Source organism: Bacteroides timonensis (assembly GCF_000513195.1).
In the GTDB taxonomy this organism is placed as follows: Bacteria; Bacteroidota; Bacteroidia; order Bacteroidales; family Bacteroidaceae; genus Bacteroides; species Bacteroides timonensis.
The window spans coordinates 149,508-169,639 of the sequence record NZ_CBVI010000016.1 but is presented as its reverse complement, the minus strand read 5'-3'; the positions used below and the strand labels follow the sequence as shown (position 1 = coordinate 169,639).

General features: G+C 43.0%; 19 protein-coding genes and 2 pseudogenes. 10 read left to right on the top strand and 11 right to left on the bottom strand.

Annotation, left to right across the window (positions count from 1 at the left end; translation table 11 throughout):
- The first annotated feature begins 1 nt into the window (after nucleotide 1).
- The 7 genes from BN161_RS05705 to BN161_RS05675 all read left to right on the top strand — a co-directional run bounded on the left by BN161_RS05705 (nucleotide 2) and on the right by BN161_RS05675 (nucleotide 4,967).
- Nucleotides 2-619 carry an HAD family hydrolase gene (locus tag BN161_RS05705; protein WP_044263729.1) on the top strand — a complete coding sequence of 206 codons (618 nt, stop codon included), beginning with the start codon at nucleotides 2-4 and terminating at the stop codon, nucleotides 617-619.
- Nucleotides 591-1,544, top strand: a complete 954-nt coding sequence (ribF, locus tag BN161_RS05700; RefSeq protein WP_044263725.1) for a riboflavin biosynthesis protein RibF — start codon at nucleotides 591-593, stop codon at nucleotides 1,542-1,544. The genes BN161_RS05705 and ribF overlap by 29 nt, the downstream gene beginning before the upstream one ends.
- Before the next feature lie 464 nt (nucleotides 1,545-2,008).
- A complete protein-coding gene (locus tag BN161_RS05695) occupies nucleotides 2,009-2,494 on the top strand; it encodes a DUF3836 domain-containing protein (protein ID WP_044263722.1) in 486 nt (161 codons plus the stop codon).
- A 169-nt stretch (nucleotides 2,495-2,663) separates the two neighbouring features.
- Nucleotides 2,664-3,464, top strand: a complete 801-nt coding sequence (locus tag BN161_RS05690) for a CPBP family intramembrane glutamic endopeptidase (RefSeq protein ID WP_044263721.1) — start codon at nucleotides 2,664-2,666, stop codon at nucleotides 3,462-3,464.
- Entirely contained in the window at nucleotides 3,461-4,102 is a 642-nt protein-coding gene (locus BN161_RS05685; RefSeq protein ID WP_044263719.1) for a DUF2975 domain-containing protein, read from the top strand. Before BN161_RS05690 ends, BN161_RS05685 begins: the two co-directional genes overlap by 4 nt.
- A 14-nt stretch (nucleotides 4,103-4,116) precedes the next feature.
- Nucleotides 4,117-4,734, top strand: coding sequence for a DUF2975 domain-containing protein (locus tag BN161_RS05680; protein ID WP_044263716.1), 618 nt, complete (start codon nucleotides 4,117-4,119; stop codon nucleotides 4,732-4,734).
- A gap of 23 nt (nucleotides 4,735-4,757) precedes the next feature.
- Entirely contained in the window at nucleotides 4,758-4,967 is a 210-nt protein-coding gene (locus BN161_RS05675; RefSeq protein WP_044263713.1) for a helix-turn-helix domain-containing protein, read from the top strand.
- A gap of 64 nt (nucleotides 4,968-5,031) precedes the next feature.
- Here BN161_RS05675 and BN161_RS28465 read toward each other — a convergent pair.
- Nucleotides 5,032-5,196: pseudogene (locus tag BN161_RS28465) on the bottom strand (SufE family protein); the annotation flags it as partial.
- A 177-nt stretch (nucleotides 5,197-5,373) separates the two neighbouring features.
- A pseudogene (locus BN161_RS05670) lies at nucleotides 5,374-6,193 on the bottom strand (IS1380 family transposase); the annotation flags it as partial.
- 844 nt (nucleotides 6,194-7,037) lie between these two features.
- Here BN161_RS05670 and BN161_RS05665 point away from each other — a divergent pair.
- Nucleotides 7,038-7,298, top strand: a complete 261-nt coding sequence (locus BN161_RS05665) for a hypothetical protein (protein WP_044263710.1) — start codon at nucleotides 7,038-7,040, stop codon at nucleotides 7,296-7,298.
- Between the two features lie 5 nt (nucleotides 7,299-7,303).
- On the opposite strand, the gene BN161_RS05660 is transcribed toward BN161_RS05665, so the two are convergent.
- The 4 genes from BN161_RS05660 to BN161_RS05645 are packed head-to-tail and all read right to left on the bottom strand — an operon-like array spanning nucleotide 7,304 to nucleotide 10,043.
- The gene (locus BN161_RS05660) at nucleotides 7,304-7,609 is read right to left on the bottom strand and encodes a hypothetical protein (RefSeq protein WP_125910756.1); all 306 of its coding nucleotides are present in this window, start codon (nucleotides 7,607-7,609) and stop codon (nucleotides 7,304-7,306) included.
- Between the two features lie 26 nt (nucleotides 7,610-7,635).
- A complete protein-coding gene (locus BN161_RS05655; protein WP_044263706.1) occupies nucleotides 7,636-8,058 on the bottom strand; it encodes a SufE family protein in 423 nt (140 codons plus the stop codon).
- A gap of 30 nt (nucleotides 8,059-8,088) precedes the next feature.
- Nucleotides 8,089-9,084, bottom strand: a complete 996-nt coding sequence (locus BN161_RS05650; protein ID WP_044263705.1) for a M28 family peptidase — start codon at nucleotides 9,082-9,084, stop codon at nucleotides 8,089-8,091.
- A complete protein-coding gene (locus BN161_RS05645; protein WP_044263703.1) occupies nucleotides 9,081-10,043 on the bottom strand; it encodes a S66 peptidase family protein in 963 nt (320 codons plus the stop codon). Before BN161_RS05645 ends, BN161_RS05650 begins: the two co-directional genes overlap by 4 nt.
- A 244-nt stretch (nucleotides 10,044-10,287) precedes the next feature.
- Between BN161_RS05645 and BN161_RS05640 the strand changes: the two genes are divergently transcribed.
- A complete protein-coding gene (locus BN161_RS05640) occupies nucleotides 10,288-11,202 on the top strand; it encodes a phosphate acyltransferase (protein ID WP_044263702.1) in 915 nt (304 codons plus the stop codon).
- A 61-nt stretch (nucleotides 11,203-11,263) separates the two neighbouring features.
- Complete coding sequence (buk, locus tag BN161_RS05635) at nucleotides 11,264-12,346, top strand: butyrate kinase (RefSeq protein ID WP_044263701.1); 1,083 nt, start codon at nucleotides 11,264-11,266, stop codon at nucleotides 12,344-12,346.
- Between the two features lie 311 nt (nucleotides 12,347-12,657).
- Here the strand turns inward: buk and BN161_RS05630 are convergent, their stop codons facing one another.
- The 5 genes from BN161_RS05630 to BN161_RS05610 form a co-directional block, all read right to left on the bottom strand.
- Nucleotides 12,658-14,265: a SusD/RagB family nutrient-binding outer membrane lipoprotein gene (locus BN161_RS05630; protein WP_044263698.1), complete on the bottom strand. Its 1,608-nt coding sequence runs from the start codon at nucleotides 14,263-14,265 to the stop codon at nucleotides 12,658-12,660.
- A gap of 24 nt (nucleotides 14,266-14,289) precedes the next feature.
- On the bottom strand, nucleotides 14,290-17,697 hold the full coding sequence (locus BN161_RS05625) for a TonB-dependent receptor (RefSeq protein WP_044263695.1): 3,408 nt from the start codon (nucleotides 17,695-17,697) through the stop codon (nucleotides 14,290-14,292).
- 187 nt (nucleotides 17,698-17,884) lie between these two features.
- Nucleotides 17,885-18,820, bottom strand: coding sequence for a FecR family protein (locus BN161_RS05620; RefSeq protein WP_044263693.1), 936 nt, complete (start codon nucleotides 18,818-18,820; stop codon nucleotides 17,885-17,887).
- A 423-nt stretch (nucleotides 18,821-19,243) separates the two neighbouring features.
- Complete coding sequence (locus BN161_RS05615; RefSeq protein ID WP_007219491.1) at nucleotides 19,244-19,432, bottom strand: hypothetical protein; 189 nt, start codon at nucleotides 19,430-19,432, stop codon at nucleotides 19,244-19,246.
- An 89-nt stretch (nucleotides 19,433-19,521) separates the two neighbouring features.
- The gene (locus BN161_RS05610; RefSeq protein WP_044263692.1) at nucleotides 19,522-20,082 is read right to left on the bottom strand and encodes an RNA polymerase sigma-70 factor; all 561 of its coding nucleotides are present in this window, start codon (nucleotides 20,080-20,082) and stop codon (nucleotides 19,522-19,524) included.
- Nucleotides 20,083-20,132 lie beyond the last annotated feature (50 nt).

Genomic DNA, 20,132 nt, shown 5'->3' with positions numbered 1-20,132 from the left:
AATGAAAGAGAAAGGAATTAAAAACCTTATTATTGATTTTGGCGGTGTGTTGATTGACTTGGACCGCCAGCGTTGTATTGAGAATTTTGCAAAGTTAGGCATGCCCAATGTAGAGGCTATGCTTGATGTATGCCATCAACAAGGTTTCTTCTTGCAACATGAAAAAGGGTTGATTACCAGTGTAGAGTTCCGGAATGCGATCCGTGAGCAGATAGGGAAGGTGGTGACCGATGCCCGTATAGATGCTGCCTGGAATAGTTTCCTGGGAGGTATTCCTACCTATAAGTTGGATTTGCTGTTGAAACTGCGTGAGAAATATGTGGTCTATCTATTGAGTAACACCAATGAGATTCACTGGAAATGGTCCTGCAAGTATGCTTTTCACTACAAGGCTTTCCGGGTGGAAGATTATTTTGAGAGAATTTTCCTTTCTTATGAAATGAAGATGGTGAAGCCGGATGCCGAAATATTCCGTCGGGTGCTGGATGAAACCGGCATTGATCCTAAGGAAACGCTTTTCATCGACGACTCTGATGCCAATTGTCGCACAGCAGAGTCATTGGGTATTTCTGTTTATGCACCGAAAGCTCATGAAGATTGGAGCCACTTGTTCAGATAATCGCCCGAGTGTAGCCACCATCGGCTTCTTCGACGGGGTGCACCGGGGGCATCGATACCTGATAGAACAGGTGCGCGAGGTTGCTGCTGTGCGCGGTCTGGCCTCGTTGGTGGTTACCTTCCCCGTACATCCTCGCAAGGTGATGCAGTCTGACTATCGTCCGCAACTGCTGACTACCTGTGAGGAAAAAGTGGCTTTGCTTGCCGAAACGGGAGTGGATGATTGCATCATGCTCGATTTTACGCCTGAGATAGCCCGTCTTACGGCCCGTCAGTTTATGGAACTGCTGAAAGAAGACTATGGCATCCGTGCGCTGGTGATAGGCTACGACCATCGTTTCGGGCATAATCGCAGCGAAGGATTCGATGACTATGTGCGCTACGGGCAGGAGCTTGGAATGGAGGTGCTGCTTGCGCGTGCGTACTCTTATATAAAGAAGGATGCGGCAGAAGGTATGGGTATCATTCAAGAAGAAGATACCGTAAGTTCCTCTGTCATCCGCCATCTGTTGCTGGCAGGTGATGTAACCCTTGCTGCGGAGTGCCTGGGTTATGATTACTTCTTGAACGGTACAGTGGTAGGCGGTTACCGTGTGGGGCGTACTATCGGCTTCCCCACTGCCAATCTCCGTGTTTCTGATGCCGATAAGCTAATTCCCGCCGACGGTGTTTATGCCGTCTGTATATTTCTTGACGGGAAAGAATATGGCGGTATGTTGAGCATCGGCCACCGTCCCACGGTGAACAATGGTGCCGACCGCAGTATCGAAGTCAACATCTTCCATTTCGATGCCGATATCTATAATCAGCCCATGCGCATCTCCTTTGTGCGCCGCACCCGCGCTGAACTGAAATTCAATACAATAGAGGAACTGGTAGCGCAACTCCATCGGGATGAGGCGGAGATAAAGACTATACTTCGTTGAAGAGAATCATCACTTATCTTATTACATACTCAAGTTTCGTAAGTGTTGCGAAATGGCAGCGCAACCTTAGGCTGAAAGCCTTTTACCTTATAGCCGGATAACGCCCCGGGTCTCTGCATACATATAACGTTGTGCCCTGAAAGGTAGGGTGGTCAGTAAATGCCGTTCATTTCTATTCGGCTTTTTTGCCCTTTCATCATGGGACTCACTCCTAATGCGTAGTGCGCTAAATCACCATTTACTTTTTCTACTTCCACCCTTTTTCTTGCATTTTTCCTGTGTGATTATCGTAAAACGCATCTTTTTTATTGTTTTTCGATAAATATTTTCTGTTTTTCTTTGTGGTTTAAAAAAAAGGTTCTTTCTTTGCATATCGAAAAACGATAAATGATTATCGAAAAACGAAGTACAACGAGTGAAATAACAGATAAATACAAATAGTAAACTAATAAAATTTGAATAGTATGAAAACTTTAGTAATGACAGTAATCTTCGCAGTAACAGCAGTAGTAAACGCTTTTGGTGGTAACAATCAAAAAGACTTCGCTTACAATGAAGTGATGAATGGTGAGCAAGTAGAGTCACAACTGGTATTCAAAGTAGAGGGAGGCAAATTCTTGCAGAATCATTTAAAATATAACTTCACCTATGATGCCCAAGGACGTATAGTGCAGAAAGAAGCATTGAAATGGAGCGAGATAGAACAAGCTTATGAACGCTATTATTGTTTGAATTACAGCTACTCCGAAATCGGGACTGATGTAGAATATGCTTTGTGGAGTGATAAGACGAATGCTTACTCCGATGTGAAAGAGAAATCAGTTTACTTGTTCGAAGGAGATGCCGTGAGCTACTTGAGTTACAAGTGGGATGAGAAAGAAAACGATTGGAATTTGCTGGTAGAGCATAGCACGGCAAACGAGGATATGCAGCTTCTGGCAATAGATTAAGACGCTAAAAAGGAAAAGGTTAAGGTTATGAGAAGAGCATTAATGAGTATTACGCTATTGGTATTGTCACTATCCACAGTGGTAATGTTGGCAATGGGAATTATTGTCACAGCTTGACAAATTGAGAGAGAAAAGTGGTATCTTTGCAAATTTTTAAGGAAAAAAAGCGATGAAAACATCTATTAAATTGGTTTTGATTTACTTTCTGATGCAGATATTCGGTGCGATAGCCGCTACCCCCATCGGACTGGTATATAGCTATGTCACTTACGGCACACTGGATGCTGGGCAAGTGCAGACGGCCATATTGCCATTTGCCATGCTGTTCGGCTTTATCTTTATGTGGCTTTATCTGTGGCGTAATAAGTACCTGACGGGCGACAAGCGTCTGTACTCATTCGTCTCTCCCTCCAATTTGGGTTGGAGCATAGCTATCGGGCTCTCCTCTATTTTTCTGATTGATTTCTTGATGTCCTATCTCACGTTTCTGCCCGACTTGATGGAATCTACGTTTGATGTGTTGCAGTCCGGCTGGCTGGGTATTGTCTGCATTGCCGTGCTGGGGCCTATATTGGAAGAATTGTTGTTTCGCGGTTCCATTACGAAAGTACTGCTGAAGAAATACAGTCCCGTTAAGGCCATTCTGATATCGGGATTGATATTCGGTATCTTCCATCTGAACCCGGCGCAGGTGGTGGGTGCTTGTTTTTCGGGCTTCTTGTTTGCCTGGCTCTATTACAGAACCGGCAGCCTGATTTCTTGTATCCTGATACATATCCTGAACAACAGCCTTTCTGTCTGGCTCAGCCTGAGCTATCCGGATGTGGACACAACATCTCAATTATTGGGAGAACCGGCTTATATCATTTGCCTGGTCATTGCCGTACTGCTGTTCCTTCTTTCCTTGAAGAAACTGAATACTTATAAGATATCTGATACCAACCCCATTACAACAACAACTGAATTATGAAAAGAAGACTGAATATCCTTTGCTCACTGGTATTTGTCGTGCTGCTGCTTTCGATGGCCGAATCTATTTATGCTGTCATCTGGGGCGCTATTGAGGGAGGAAAAGCCGGAATGGAATCCACTTCTGCATCCGAACTGGTTGACCTTCACCCGATAAATGTCTTTCCCAACAACATGTCTGCGGAACATGCTGATTTTATCTTTAATGCCGCCACCGGCGAGCAGGTGCCTATTCTTTACTCTCAGGCTGCTGTAGTTATTCATGCAGAGAATTCTCTTGCTGTAACGATAGGTAAGATGCTGGCAAGTTGGGTCATTTTGATTTGCGCTGTGGCGGCTATCGTGCAATTCGTCAAGTTTATCCGCAATATCAACCGTTCCGAGATTTTCGGCTGGAACAATGTGAAGCGGTTGCGCAAGTTGGGCCTTTTTCTGCTGCTGGTTTCTATCTGTAACTTTGTGTTTGGTTATCTGAATACTTGGCAGGTTTCGCAAGTGCTGTCCATACCGGGATACTCCTTTAATTGGCTGCACCCGCTGTCCGACTCCAGCCTTCTGCTGGGTGTATTGGCATTCATCTTTGCGGAAGTATTTGCCATCGGGTTGAGGATGAAAGAGGAGCAAGAATTAACGATTTAAAGAAGAATATAACCATGAAAAGAATAAGAATATTGGCAGTGTTGGTAATCATCGTGTTTCTGTTTGTGGAACTTGGTGATGCAGCACGTGGCTTTATGGATGGATGGAATGAAGGAGGGGAACAATGGGAGTTTTCCAGTTTTCCGATAAGCTTGTCGTTACAAGCGGGTGATGCGGCAAAAACGGATTCTGTATTTTGTCCGCAACTGAATACGTATGCTTCTTACGAAATAGAGACGGTATCTGTCGATTCTGCCGGTGCCGGAATAGAACCTTCCGGTTGGCGTACGGTATTGATGATCGTATCTATGCTGTTGGCTCTTTTTATGATATATGGTTTCTATTGCCTCTTCCGGATGGTATTCTTTGTGACGAAAGGGGATGTTTTTACCCGCAAGAATGTGTATCGGATGCGTTGTTTTGCGTATGGGGTTATACTTGTCAGCATTTGTATGGAGGCAGGTTCCTGGCTGCAATATACCGAGGTCGCTTCGCAGGTACAATTTGCCGGTTATGAAGTGGTTTCCTATACGCTGAAAGGCGAATGGCTGTTTTATATCATACTGGCTCTTCTTACCGAAATCTTTGCCGTAGGTGTGAAACTGAAGGAAGAGCAGGAGCTGACCATTTAACCTAACCCTTGAAAAGAAATGATATGATTATAGTAAACCTTGACATCATGATGGCTCGAAGAAAGATATCTTTGGGCGAACTGGCGGAGAAAATTGATATCACGCCTGCCAATCTCTCCATCTTGAAAACAGGAAAGGCAAAAGCCATCCGGTTTTCTACGTTGGAAGCAATCTGTAAGATATTGGATTGCCAGCCGGGAGATATTCTGGAATATCAGGAGGGGGAAGAGTGATAGAGTGATAAGGTGATAGTGCTTAATAAATCTCACCATTTTATCACTCTACCACCCTATCACCCTATTTATTCTTCGCCTTAAACGCCAGCGCATACATCCGCATCTGCTTCACCATAGACAGCAAACCATTGCTACGGGTAGGAGAAAGATGTTCTTTCAATCCTATCTTATCGATGAAATAAAGATCGGCATTTAGAATTTCGTCCGGTGTATGCCCGGAAAGGACTGCTGACTTTGACAATGCGTCACCCTAAATGCCAAGAGCGGCAAATACCGGCTCAATTAGATTCTGATCCTGCGTCAAGAAGAGAGTTTTGACTACGTTTTCTCCATTCGGGAGTTCAATTGTTATTGTGGAGAGTGTCTTGGCTATGTCCAGTACCTTGTCTACACTCATAGGAAATTCAATCCTTTTTTGTCGTTGTATGACAAGACGGTATGCCTTACCCTTCCATTTTTCCACCAAAATCGAGTTCAGTTCAAACTCAATTCCATTGATTTCTTCAGTCTTCCATCCTGATAGGACAAACATATCATCATAGAGAGCAGAACATCTGTTTGCTCTGATATAGAAGTGTTTGCAATGCGCCTTGATGGTGTCAACAATCTTCTCTGAACATGAACCGCAGTCCATACGCGCTCTGTTAATACGGATGCCGTTCTTTTCGAGCCTTGTGAAGATTCTTTCCAATGTGTGCTGCTGGCAGAAACGAACATTGGCATTGCCGTCACGATTCTCTATGCCGACAATATAATCGGCAACAACAGCTACTCCCGGACTGTATCCAGTAAATTTCTTGTAAGTGGGTTTTGCGTCATACTTTTCAGTGTCAATGAACTGATGGCCGAAATCCAAATCGTACGCTTGTCCTCGGCACAATCCACCTGTAGCCAGAAGTGACAGGACCAGCAATTCATTCATTTTGTCTGCGGTGTTGAAGTTGTATGAATTTTCTGATGTTGGGGAGGTATAGGCTATGTTGTCAACAGTCAGTTCTTTATATGGCACGGAAGATGGTGTCGGCACTGCATGTCTTGAGTCTGGGATGAAGGGAAAGATGGTGGATGAGGTGAGTGGATATGTCTTCAATGCAAGAACCACCACAAAAGAATACACACATAAGAGAACGGAATATTTCACTGTATTGGTAACCATAGGTCTTGCTTCGCAGACCCAAAGCTGAATCAATCACGTTGGACAAAAGAGCATCAAATTGCTCCATGATTGAAAATATTCCGCCAAAAGGTGTAATTTGTTCGAATTTTATTAGTACATTAGCCGCGTCTGATGAAGATTTGTTTGATTTTTTTGCAACACTAAGTTAAGTGAATCTTCTGACATGACAAAATGCTGGTCAATTTGTTATTATCCAGCGTTTTAATTTCTTTTTTTCAAAAGTGTTGCGGAATTAAGGAATATGAAGGAATATGAAAAAGAACTATGGAATTTACTTGTTAATTGCGTTTTCAATGTTAAGTTCTTGTAAGGACGAGGATATGGAAGACTACCAGTGCACATCAACCAGAATGGTTTCTTCCATCATACAAGAAGAATTTGATTGCTAAATATCACATTAAACGAAATACAAATTATGCACCAAAATTTCATTCTTACATCTGCAAAAAAAAACATTTAGGGTTATAGGACTACTCTTTATAACGCTGATATTTGCATCAGCTTGTTCAGAAGATGATACAACTTATACAGGCATACTAAACATTGAATTTACCGATTGGCAGCCGGAATGGACTAACCACTTGTTTGCTATAATATCTCCTCTTGAGCAACAAGATGAAACAATAAAGATGATTAAATTAAAAAGTAATGCCCCCAATCATGTAGAATTAAATCCCGGAAATTACAAAATTCTAATTAGAGCTGATGATAATGATTATACACCCTATATCACCGAATCTGTACAAATCCAAATAGGAAAGACAGAAAATGTTGTAATATAGCGTCGTTTTTTTGGAAGATACGGGAATTCCTGTTATTTTTACCCTTTGCCTACCCCGGCAAGGGGTAATCTTTATTTATAGGAGAACCTGATTATAGCATCCGCAAGTATGAACCTCGACGTACAACGCGCCGAAATCATCCGCCAACTCTTCGCTACAGACAATCCGGAAGTACTGAAGAAAATACAACGCACACTGAAGAACGCACAGAAAAACCTGCAAAACAAAGCTGTAACAGAAGAAGAAACCGAATACATCAGTAAGGAAGAGGTGATGAACGGCATCCGCAAAGGGCTGACAGAAATGTCCCTTGCACAACGGACTGGGAAAAGGCAGAAGACCCTGCAGGAGGTAATAGATGAACTTTAATATTATCACTGAAAAAGCACTGCCCCGTCCTGACGGAGATCTCTTATGCGGCTGATTATCTCTGACTGCGGAAGAAGACGCTCTTCCGGCCACAAATCAAGAGCCGACTGCCCGACATACTTAGAAATCCATTTTCTGGCTTCCATCTCCAGTCTATCAATCTCATGCGCATCCGAAGAAGTCCCCAAATTATGAACTTCCCGAAATCGGCCATGACTTTTATCTACCACTACAATAGTCACCGTACCGCTGTGATTCTTTTTCTTGCGCACAAACATGCGCAAAGATAGCAAAAACAAAGTTTGCGTCACCCTACCACCTTTTTATCGCTTTTTTATTACTTTTGTTTCGCCTTAAACGCCAGCGCATACATCCGCATCTGCTTCACCATAGACAGCAAACCATTGCTACGGGTAGGAGAAAGATGTTCTTTCAATCCTATCTTATCGATGAAATAAAGATCGGCATTTAGAATTTCGTCCGGTGTATGCCCGGAAAGGACTTTCATCAGCAACGAAATGATACCTTTTACAATTAAAGCGTCGCTTTCAGCTTTGAAGATAATTTTTCCATCCTCTTCGTCAGCTTGCAGCCATACGCGGCTTTGGCAACCTTCAATCAGATTCTGTTCCGTTTTATATTTCTCTTCGAGCGGTTCCTGCTCGTTTCCTAAGTCTATGAGGAGTTGATAGCGATCCATCCAGTCGTCAAAGTCGCTGAATTCGGTGATCACTTCGTCTTGTAGTTCATTGATACTCATGTTGCAGATTTATGATTTATAATTTATGATTTATTTTTCGCTGTAGATTACTTGCATTATAGTTTGTCCTACTGCTTGCAATGTAGCCTTATCAATAGCATCCATATCATCTTTCACAGTGTGCCAATGCTCAAAAAAATCACCTTCGGGATAATAAGGAACGATATCAATGGTTGGAATTTTGGCGTACTTGTTGATGAACGTATGGTCATCGGTCACGAAACCGCCTTTTTTCTGTACAAAATGGCGCCCGAAACCTAAAGCATTGGCTGTTTTCCAGACTTTCTCATTGACATTGGGAGCTACTTCATGAGACAAACCTTCATAACGGAATTCTGCATTCTTGCCCCCTACCATGTCCAGCAGTATACCGAAGCGTGCATTATATCCCTGCACATGCGGATTACGTGCCCAATATTGTGAACCGAGTCCCCAGTATTCCTCTTTATGCGGGCCGTTGTAAGCCTGGTGTGTTCCATAATCTTCGGCATCTACAAAAACAATATCGATACCCATTTCCGGTAACTGTTTCTGCAAATGACGTGCTATTTCCAATAATACGCCTACACCGCTGGCACCGTCATTGGCGCCTAAAATGGGTGTGTAATGCTTTTTAGCGTCCGGGTCAGCGTCTGCCCACGGACGGCTGTCCCAATGCGAAAAAAGGACGATACGCTTTTTCGTATCCGGTTTGTAGGAACCGATAATATTCCGGGCTTTTAGTAATGTGCCGGTATAGGCAGGTAAGTCTACATATTGGTTAGTAACCTTTGCGCCGAATTCTGTCAGTTTATCAGCCAGATAGTTGCCGCAATCCACATGCGCTTTCGTATTAGGAACGCGTGGACCGAAGTCAACCTGTGCTTTCACATACTGGTAAGCACTGTCTGCATTGAACTGTGGAACATTGACGACGTTTTTAACAGTTGCTTCAGCGTCGTCGCTTGCCTTCTTGGTATTGTTGCTGCATGCTATGAATGCAAGCAACACCAGGCATAAAGGGATGAGAGTATAATTCCGTTTCATTCTTTATCTAAATTAAAACTTAATTTCACTTCTTTTTTTCCGGTCTCCAGCGTTACTTCCGCTCCGTTTATCATGGGCAGGTTCATGCTGACATGTCCTACCGGGAAATTAAAACAGACGGGGTAATCGTATTCTTTCACGAGGTCGGCAATTGCACCGTATAACTCTTTCCCCAAAGACTTGTTTTCCTCGTATTCCGTAAACTGTCCGATAATAAGACCGGATAGTTTTTCTAATATACCGCCCAGTTTCAGATTGTAGATCATGCGCTCTACTGCATGCGGACGTTCGCCTACATCTTCTATAAAGAGAATGCTTCCTTCGGCAGGTATATCGTAAGGGGTGCCACGCAACCCATAAAATACGGACAGGTTGCCACCTCGTAAAATGCCGCTGGCAGTTCCTTTATGGTTTAATTTGTGCCCGGGGCAAATATAGTTGAAACCATTTTCCGAGGTTTCTACAGATTCTGCCGTCTCCGGATTAAAATGTCCAAAGAGGATATCTTTGAGTGCCAGTGTGCAGAAGTCATCTTCGGATTCTACCGTCAGATGGCGTGCCATCAGGGCGTGGAGCGATGCAAAACCTTCTTTCTGGAGCACATTATGTAATGCGGTAATGTCACTGAAACCAATCAGCCATTTGGGATGTTCACGGAAGCGGGTAAAATCGAGTTTCCCTAACAAGTGCACTGCTCCATATCCGCCACGGCTGCATAGAATGACTTTAGCCTTTTCATCATCCAGGGCATTCTGTAAGTCTTCTACGCGCTGTTTGATGTTGCCTCCATACGTTCCGTGTGAGCTTCCGGCATGTTTAGCCATTACCACTTCCAGTCCCCAGGACTTCAAACGCTTTTTGGCTCCTTTCAAAAAAGACTTGTCTATCTTGCTGGAAGGAGAAAGGATGATGACACGATCACCTTTTTGTACGTATGGCGGAAAAATAAGGCTGCTCATAATTCAATATTTTGCGTATGGGGACAAAAGTACATAAAATAACTCAAAACGAAATTTAGTTTACTCCACAGATTACACAGATTAACACAGATTTATTCTAATAGTAGAGAAAAGTAATAATCTGCGTTAATCTGTGTAATCTGTGGAAAAATCTATCAAAATGAAATGAAGCCTATGAAATTTCCAAGGATGTTATGCTGCATTTCTCGACATTTTTTCAGATATTTGCTAAAAATCTAACGTTATGGAACCTATTCGAAGCTTTGATCAACTAACCTCGCACTTGAAATCCTTGAACAAAAGGAAACGTATTGCAGTAGTTTGTGCTAATGACCCCAATACGGAATATGCCATTGCCCGTTCTCTGGAAGAAGGGATTGCGGAGTTCCTGATGGTTGGCGACTCTGCGATTCTTGAAAAATATCCTACATTGAAGAAATATCCCCAGTACGTCCGTACGGTGCATATAGAGGATCCCGATGAGGCGGCGCGTGAGGCTGTACGTATTGTTCGTGAGGGTGGAGCGGATATTTTGATGAAAGGCATTATCAATACAGATAATTTGTTGCATGCTATTCTTGACAAGGAAAAAGGTCTGTTGCCTAAGGGTAAAATCCTGACTCATCTGGCTGTAATGCAGATTCCTACGTATGATAAGTTGTTGTTCTTCTCGGATGCCGCCGTAATTCCGCGACCTACTTTGCAGCAACGCATAGAGATGATCTGGTATGCTATCCATACTTGTCGCCACTTTGGTATTGAACAACCTCGCATTTCACTTATTCATTGTACGGAGAAGGTAAGTGCCAAGTTTCCCCATTCGCTAGATTATGTCAATATCGTGGAGTTGGCGGAGGCCGGAGAATTCGGAAATGTAATAATCGATGGTCCGTTGGATGTAAAGACTTCCTGTGAGAAGACAAGCGGTGATATCAAAGGGATTGCATCTCCTATCAATGGAGAAGCGGATGTGCTGATCTTCCCTAATATTGAATCGGGAAATGCTTTTTATAAGGCTGTATCCTTGTTTGCCCATGCTGATATGGCAGGCCTGTTGCAAGGTCCTGTATGTCCGGTGGTGTTGCCCTCACGTAGTGATTCCGGTCTCTCTAAATATTATAGTATTGCCATGGCATGCCTCACTTGTGCCTGTGACTAAGTGACAGGGTGATAAAGTAGGTGATCCTAATCGTAAATTGTAAATCGTCAAATCTTAAATTATGAGAATTCTTGCTATCAATCCCGGTTCTACTTCAACGAAAATTGCAGTATACGAAGACACAACTCCGCTTTTGGTGCGTAACATTCGCCATTCGGTAGGAGAACTTTCCCATTTCCCTCGCGTCATCGACCAGTTTGAATTCCGCAAGAATCTGGTAATAGAAGCCTTAAAAGAGAATGGCATTCCTTTTGAATTTGATGCCATCGTAGGGCGTGGAGGATTACTGAAACCCATTCCGGGCGGAGTGTACGAGGTGAACGATGCCATGTTGGATGATATAGCCCATGCCATGAGAAGCCATGCGTGCAACTTGGGGTGTCTTATTGCTTCCGAATTGGCGGCATTGCTTTCCGGTTGTCGTGCCTTCATAGCCGATCCCGGTGTAGTGGATGAATTGGATGAGATAGCCCGCATCACTGGTTCGCCCTTGATGCCACGTATCACCATCTGGCATGCATTGAACCAGCGTGCTATTGCCCGCCGTTATGCTGCCGAACTTACAGCCGCTTCTCCCGACCATCCGGTGCATTACGAAGATTTGAACTTGATTATCTGTCATTTGGGTGGTGGAATCTCTGTCGGTACTCATAACCACGGTCGCTGCATCGACGTGAACAATGCCCTCGATGGAGAAGGACCTTTCTCGCCCGAGCGGGCAGGGACGTTGCCTGCGGGCCCATTGATTGACCTTTGCTATTCCCATCGTTTCAGGAAAGATGAGCTAAAGAAGCGTATTTCCGGTCATGCCGGTCTGGCAGCGCATCTTGGCACTACGGATATACCTGCTATTATCAAGTCCATAGAAGGTGGGGATACGAAAGCGGAACTGGTGCTGAATGCTATGATTTATCAGGTTGCCAAAAGTGTGGGTGCCGCCGCTGTTGTGCTTTACGGCAAAGTCGATGCAATTCTGCTGACGGGGGGGATTGCTCATTCCGATTATGTCATTTCCCGTTTGAAGGAACGGGTTTCTTTTCTTGCTCCGGTGCATGTCTATCCCGGGGAAGATGAACTGGAGGCACTTGCTGTCAATGTTCTGGGAGCATTGCGGGGGGAGTTGCCGATACAGGTCTATAAGTGACAATTAAAGAGATACGCCCCCAACGATTGTTTCATTCCATGAGGTTCTGTTTACCTCAAATGGTAACTCCATTTACACGCCGAGGTAAAGACCGTTACATACCGAGGTAAAGGTCGTTACAATAGGAGGTAAAGGGCGTTACATCCTGCGGTAAATGCTTTTACATCCTGCGGTAAATGGTTGGTAAATGTAATGCGCTGATAGAAAAGGAGTAAAGCCCCCCCAAATGACTTTACTCCTTCCAATCTTCTTTCCCTCGTAACTAATACGGAGAAAACACCACTAATCAAAATCTTATACCTTGGTCTTATTTAAAATTTATTCTGTCCTACAGACCACCATAAGTCTGTCCCACCATTGTCTTGTCCACCTAAAGCATCAACCAATTGTCTGTATAATTCAGGCTGGTCAGTTTTCAAGTTTGCTGGGAATGGAAGGCGACGTACCATTTTATCAGTATCTATCGTTCCGCCGCTCAGGTTTGCCAATGTCTTGAATAATTTAGGATAACCTGTACGACGCTGCTCGGCCCATGCTTCAGCACCTTCAGGGAAGACTGCTAACCATTTTTGCGTAATGATACGTTCCAACTTTTCCTCATTAGAAGCACCTTCATTCCATTTGGGAGTGATGGTAGTCATGGCTTTCATATCGTTCTTTTCAAAGAATACATCTTTATAGTCTGTTGGTTTGGCATCGCTTGCTAAGTAAGCGTCAACGCCACTGGCACCCCATTGCTCGAAGGAGAGACGTACACCTTTCTCATAGCAATCTTTTACGTTCTCTGTAGAGTATCCGCGTAAGGCTGCTTCTGCACGCAGGAACCACACTTCTGCAGAAGTCATCAGCGGAGCCGGAAAATCTGCCGTAATGGTGCAACGTGAGTGGAACTTATAGTGGTTAACTTCTTTAGGTGTATTGAAGTTAAATCCCTGGGGAATACCTTTTTGCATACCTGCATAGTCAAAGCGCTGTGCAGGGCTGTTATCGGCAAGTCCGCCTACAGAAGGGGTGAAATACCTATCTGTGCGTGGATCATCGTAACCGACCATGAAGGACTCTAAAGATGCGTTCATATAAACTTCCCACCAGCTAAGCCCGATAGTTCCCAACGGATTTTTATATCCGGTTTTGGTTGAAACTTCTACTATGTCGTTGTTTGTTTCCAATACTCCATATTTGTTGGAGAGGGCTTTCTTGGCTTGTTCGGATGCCATTTGAGAATTTACATTAGATACTCGCATTGCCAAACGCAGACGTAGAGAATTAGCCCATTTAGCATACTGTGAGTAAGTTGATTGACTTCTCATCAGAATGTCATAAGAAATTTTATCCTCTATTCCACTGGAGAGCGTCTGATCTATTAAACTGATGGCATCATCTAAATCTGCAAACATAGCTTTATAAGCATTTTCCTGACTTACAGGCGCTGTTGCATGGTTCTCATATAAGATGGGTCCATATTGATCCGTCAGACGATGCATAGTTGCCACTCTATATATTTTTATCAGAGACATATATTGTGGAAGCTCACTATCAAAGTCTTCCGCTTTGTTGAGTGCGGAAACTGTCTGGCTATATGAAGTGGACCAGTTGCTACTGTTCCATCCGTCGTTCATATTGTATACGGAGTTTTCTCCTGCAAACTTAGTTGCCATATCGTGGAAATATCCTGCAAACATATCGACACCTAAATTCTGTATGGTCTGGAAAGTCCAATCTGTACCTTCTCCCCAGTTGTAGTTAAAATAGATGCCTTGCTGTATGGAATTGAAATACATGGTATATCCGGCATTGTCCATGACCTGCTTACCAGAATCGTAAGAACCGTCTTCGGAGTTTAAATTATCGAAATTGCTTGTACAAGCGGTTGTTAATAATCCGCCTATCACTAATGTATGTATAAATTTGCTTTTCATATTGCTTGCTTTTTAGATGATACGTTAGAATGTAAATTTCACATTGAAACCAATGCTGCGGGTAGTCGGCATGCCGAAAACGTCTACACCCTGCATATCGTTTCCTACTGACATCAGTGCGTCAGGATCAAATGGAGCATCTTTATAGATGAAGAATAAGTTGCGTGCCACTAATGAGAGATTGATGTCTTTGAATACTTTCGTCTTTTCCATCCATTTTTCCGGAAGGCTGTAAGCTATGGATAATTCACGTAAACGTATATTGGTTCCTTTGTACATATAGTATTCCGTACATCCGTTGATGTCTCCGACTCTTGCATAGAATCCCTGTATGTTGTCTTTCGTTTCTGTTTTAGTGAACTTCTGTCCTTCGACTTCGACATATCCACGATCCAGTGCTTCGCCGGCGGCTTTGCTTACCCCATGGGCATCCAGTTGTCCTTGGGTGAATGACATTACGTCGCCGCCAATGCGTGCATCTATCAGGAAATTAACCGATACACCATAGATATTGAACGTATTGCTCCAGCCCAATGTACATTTAGGTTGGCTGTTACCTAAATATTGCTGACGGTCTGTATTGAGTTCAGGGAGTCCTTCGCTATCCAGTACGATTTTTCCTGCTTCATCGCGTTTGAATGAGTTACCGTAAAGGTCACCTAGTGAACCGCCTTCTTTAACAATCATACGGTATGCCATGTTTACGCCTGAACCATAAGCAAATACTTTATAGTTGTCTGCGAGTTTTTCTACCTTATTTTTATTGGTAGAGAAATTAACTTGTGTTCTCCAACGGAAGTTCTCATTTTGTACGGGCACACCGCCTACGGTTAATTCAATACCTTTATTGCTGATCTTACCAGCATTGATCATTTGGTTCTTATAGGCAGACCCCGGAAGCATTGGCACTAACAAGAATTGGTTTTTAGTCAATGTCTTATACCAAGTGAAGTCAATATCAAAACGATTGTGGAAAAACTTCATCTCGAAGCCTGCTTCGTAGGAAGTTGAGATTTCTGGTTTCAGATTGCCGTCATTATAATCTGTTACCTGGTTGATGCTTCCGCCTATGGCGATGCGCGGTTGCAGGTTTGCTTTATATAATGGCAACGTATTTCCGACTTGAGCGACAGAACCACGTATTTTTGCAAAATTAATCCACTCGGGCAGTTCGAAAGAGTTGTGCGCTAGCCATGATAAACCAACTGACGGATAGAAGAATCCGGAGTCCATTTTAGAGGTACCGTAAAGGGTGGAAGACCAGTCATTACGGGCGGTTAAGTCCAGATAAAGTGCTTCGTTCCAACCTAATTGGGCAGTGGCGAATACTGATTGCATTACTTGGCGGGCTTCATTCGTCACTGACATATCAGTAGAAGAACTATATTTAATATTCGTCAGTGTAAATACGTTTGGATAATATAAACCAGATGTATGAGAGTCAATTCGTAAATTGTTGGACTTCTGATAGTTGATAGAACCTCCTAATGCCGCATTCAGACTGAATTTGCCCCATGTCTTATTGAACATGGCCATCAGGTCGCCATAGGCCATGAAATCACTTCCGGTTGCATAGGCATAACGTCCATTGTCTGTTTTATCCGCCCAACTACCGCCTGTCAAGGTTGTTGAGGTAGAAGCCCATGTCTTTTCTTCAGATTTGTCACTGATGTAATCAGCTGTACCGCGGGCTTGAAATTTTAACCAGTCAGTGACTTCCCAATTCGCACTTAAAGAAGCAATGGTACGCGTACGGGTGTCTTTCGTGTTGATGCGATTGACTAACCAATAAGGGTTGCCTTCCATTCCTTGCAGGGTTTCGGGATCTTTGTACCAATTCTGTTTTGGCATGTTACGTACTTCGTCAAGAACTTCTCCACTCCTATAATCTGCCATGTTCAGGTCGCGCGGGAAGGTATAAAGTCCTACTAACGGATTCATATATAATCCACCTGTAACCGGGCGATTGCGACCTACCTGGCGCATGACGTTAACGTTTCCATCCAATGTGAGCTTATCATTGAAGAACTTACCTGTTTCACGGAAGGTTAGGTTGTGACGTTCCAGTTTGTTCTTTTCAATAATGCCTTTGGCGGTTGTATTGGCATAGGAGAAATAGGTTTGCGCTTTTGCATTACCTGTTGATAAGGAAATAGAGTTAATGGCTGTAACGCCGGTTCCGAAGAAATCTCCTACATTGTCATGGTCTTTGATATTTCCTTTTTCCCATTTTGAATTATAGGAGTTTTGAAATTCAGGTGTGGAAATGGCACGGTCAAATGTAACATTGGCAGAATAAGTCACACGGGTTGAACCTACATTTCCTTTTTTAGTAGTAATCATGATAACACCGTTTGCTGCTTGCGAACCATAAAGGGCGGCCGCAGAAGCGCCTTTCAGTACGGAAATTGTCTGAATGTCGTCCGGGTTCAGATTGGATATACCGTCACCGGAGTCGCGGTTACCTGAGTCTGAATTACCACCCATGACTGAAGAAGTCGTTTCTTTGGCTGAATTCATCATGGGAACACCATCGATGACGTACAAAGGCTGGTTGTTACCTCCCTCAAAAGCCGAACGAATACCGCGGATGGAAACTTTAGCCGAGCCTCCCAAACCGGAAGCGCTTTTATTGATTGTAACGCCTGCAATTTTACCTTCTAGTGCATTAATCATATTGGGATCTTTAACGCGGGTTAAGTCGTCACCTCCAACTTGTTGTACAGAATAAGTTAGTGAGGATGACTTGCGCTTGATACCCATAGCCGTCACTACCACCGTTTCCAGTGACAGTGCTTCTTCCTGCATCTGCACATTGAGAGTTTTTTGCCCGTTGAGAGCAATCGTTACAGGCTGGTATCCGATAAAGCTGATAACCAGCGTTGCATTAGTCGGTGTATTTAGTGTAAACTCACCGTTTATATTGGTAATGCAACCGTTTGTAGTTCCTTTTTCCACAACATTGGCACCGATAATGGGTTCACCCTTGGTATCGGTAACAACACCTTTTATAGAGATATTTTCTTGTTGTACGGCAGCAATGATTTCACTGGCCTTTTCATGTTGTTTGGTCAGCACAATATTCTTGCCTTCCATTACATATCTGATGTCGGTGCCATTGAATATTTCATCCAAAACTTCGGACACTGGCTGGTTGTCTGCATCTACATTTACGGTGCGGCGCACGTCCACACTCTTCTTATTGTAGACAAACAAATACTCAGTCTGAGCCTCGATTTTATCGAGGATTTCGCTTACTCGCAACTCAGAGCGGGGGATGCTGATTTTGGCATTCTGAGAGTAGCTACTACTACTGTACGCTTGGAACGTTACAAACAAGAGAAGGAATAGTGTGATCTTCATAGTTCGTAATATTTGCTTAAATACTAAACTTTTTGGGCAAAAAAGCCCATTCAAAGAAATTTTTCTCATATCTTTGTAATGTGTTAAGTTAATAAATTGATTAAGGTCGATTTTTGACTGTTTCGGATCGGAAAGTATGGGGGTACTTTCCGATCTTTTTTGTGGGGGGAATTGGTTGACTGTTTCTTTTATTTCATAATGCTTTTCTGTTTAAGAGGTTAGTACTAAATTTTAAGGTTTTATCTTTGATATCAAATTACTTCTTATAGATGGTGATTGAGTCTTTCTCTTCGTTGATCGTGAACTCAAAAGGATGATCTTTAGAGATTGTTCGAAGAATGTGTTCTATACCGTCTTGTTCCCGGAATTTGCCGGTAAAACTCCCATAATTCAACAATTCAGGATTAGCGACGGTTATTTTTACATTATAGTATTTTTCCAGTCTACCGAGAATACCATTGAAAGGGGCGTCATCAAAGCAGTATAATCCTTCTTTCCAACGCAGATATTCGTAAGAGGGGAGAATGGTTTTCTTACATTTCCCGTCTTCATTCAAGAAAACTTCGTCTTTTTGCAGGCGGGTAATCATTTGATTGCTATTGGCAGGATAAATATCTACTATGCCTTCTACCAATGTGGTACCGAACTCTTTGCTTCCTGTGTAAGCACAAACATTAAAGCTGGTACCTACGACTTTCACTTTGTTCATCTCTGTGTGCACGTAGAAGGGGATATCTTTGTTTTTTGTCACTTCAAAGTAGGCTTCACCATCCAGTTCTACGTTTCTTTCGCCACGCCCAAAGTTGGAAGCATAGGTCAATGTGGATTGTGCATTCAGCCATACTCGCGTACCATCGGCAAGAGTGATTTGTGCACGTTGTCCGGCGGGGACGGTTACTGTTTGTGGCAGGGATGCCTGATTATATAGATAATCATTAGTCATGAAATAACCGCATACGCCTACGATGATAACGGCTGCTACGCGTATTCCCCATTTTAGTATCGGAGCCAGACGGAATGTCTTTTTTCCGGCACTTTGTCTGTCGGAGAATAAGGCGACATCAAACATCATACGTTCTTTCAAGAAAGCTTCCCGATTTTCTTCCGAGGCTTCCACCCAGTCAAGGATGCGCTTTTCTTCTTCAATGGTGGCGGTTCCTTTAAAATACTTATATAATAGTTCTTGGTTCATAAGGTACTTAATTTGTTTGTTGAATAAGGGCGTTTTTTCTGCCCCTCTATAATTAATACAGGTGAACTTGGAACTACCCTAACGGAAAATGAAACTTTTTTTGTTTTTTCTTCAAAATGAGTTGGAAACAGAGAAATTGTCAGGAAGTGATGCTCTGGAAACAGGCGGAATGAGATGTGTAATTTTGGTCAGGAACTCTTCTGAGCCGTATCCGGTTCGTTCCTTCTTCGCTTCTATAGGAGGATGAAAATAGCGAAGCAGGTACGAGGAGGGTACGAAGAAGATAAGAACCGGGTATGGAGCGGATAGCTTTGTTCTGTTTTTCGGATACTCCAAACGTAAGCGCATAGAATATCCGTGTGATGCACCGGAGGCACATCAGAGCTTTATGGAATGTGACAGGAAATTAATTAATTGCCGGTATTAACTTGCCGGATTGGGAATTATGGATACAATGTAACATTCATCCGGAGCTTCGGCTTTAAATAGATTGTAAGCAATGCCTATGGCTTCCTCCGGAGAGTTTGCTTCAATATTCTTGTTGACATTCAGGGTCTCGAAAACTTGTTCTCCCTCGATAAGCACGTAGTATATTATTACAATATATCTCATAACTACCATGTTTAATAGCCAGCAATATTACTGATTTTGCAAACATATATCTTTTATTTATATTATCAAAGAAAAGCAGGAGAGTTTTACTAAAGTAGGATAGAGGCAAGATAATCTTTCAGTTCCACACGCAGAATACGTAGGGCTTTGGTGATATGGAATTCTACTGTTTTGAGAGAGATATTCAGTTGTTCGGCTATTTTTTTGTTTGGCAGGTTACTGTAACGGCTGAGCATGAAGATTTCGCGACTTTGTGGTGGCATCTTTTCCAAGGCTTTGTTTACGATATGCTGTATCTCCGTACTGAAAATCTTGTCGGGCTCACAATCTTTCAATGTGGCAATACGCAAATCTAACTCGCGCTGACGGTGCGAATTCAAATCTTCCTCAATACGCAGGCGGGTTTGTTCGTGTTCCAGGTAATTGAGTGCCTTATTCTTGATAATGGTAAGGAGCAATGCGTGCAGACCTTTATCTTCTTCCCAGCGGTCGCGGCATTCCCACAGAGAAATCATGGATTCCATAAGAATATCTTCTGCTTCTGCCCAGCTTCTGATGTAGGAATAGGCGAAGGCAAGAAACTTTTCCTGATTCTCCCGAAAGAAACGAGAAAATAAATCCATAGTATATAGGTTACCGGTAACAGGCATTTTTAAATATAATCTCTCTTATTTAAGGTTTATAGGGTAAAGTAACATAA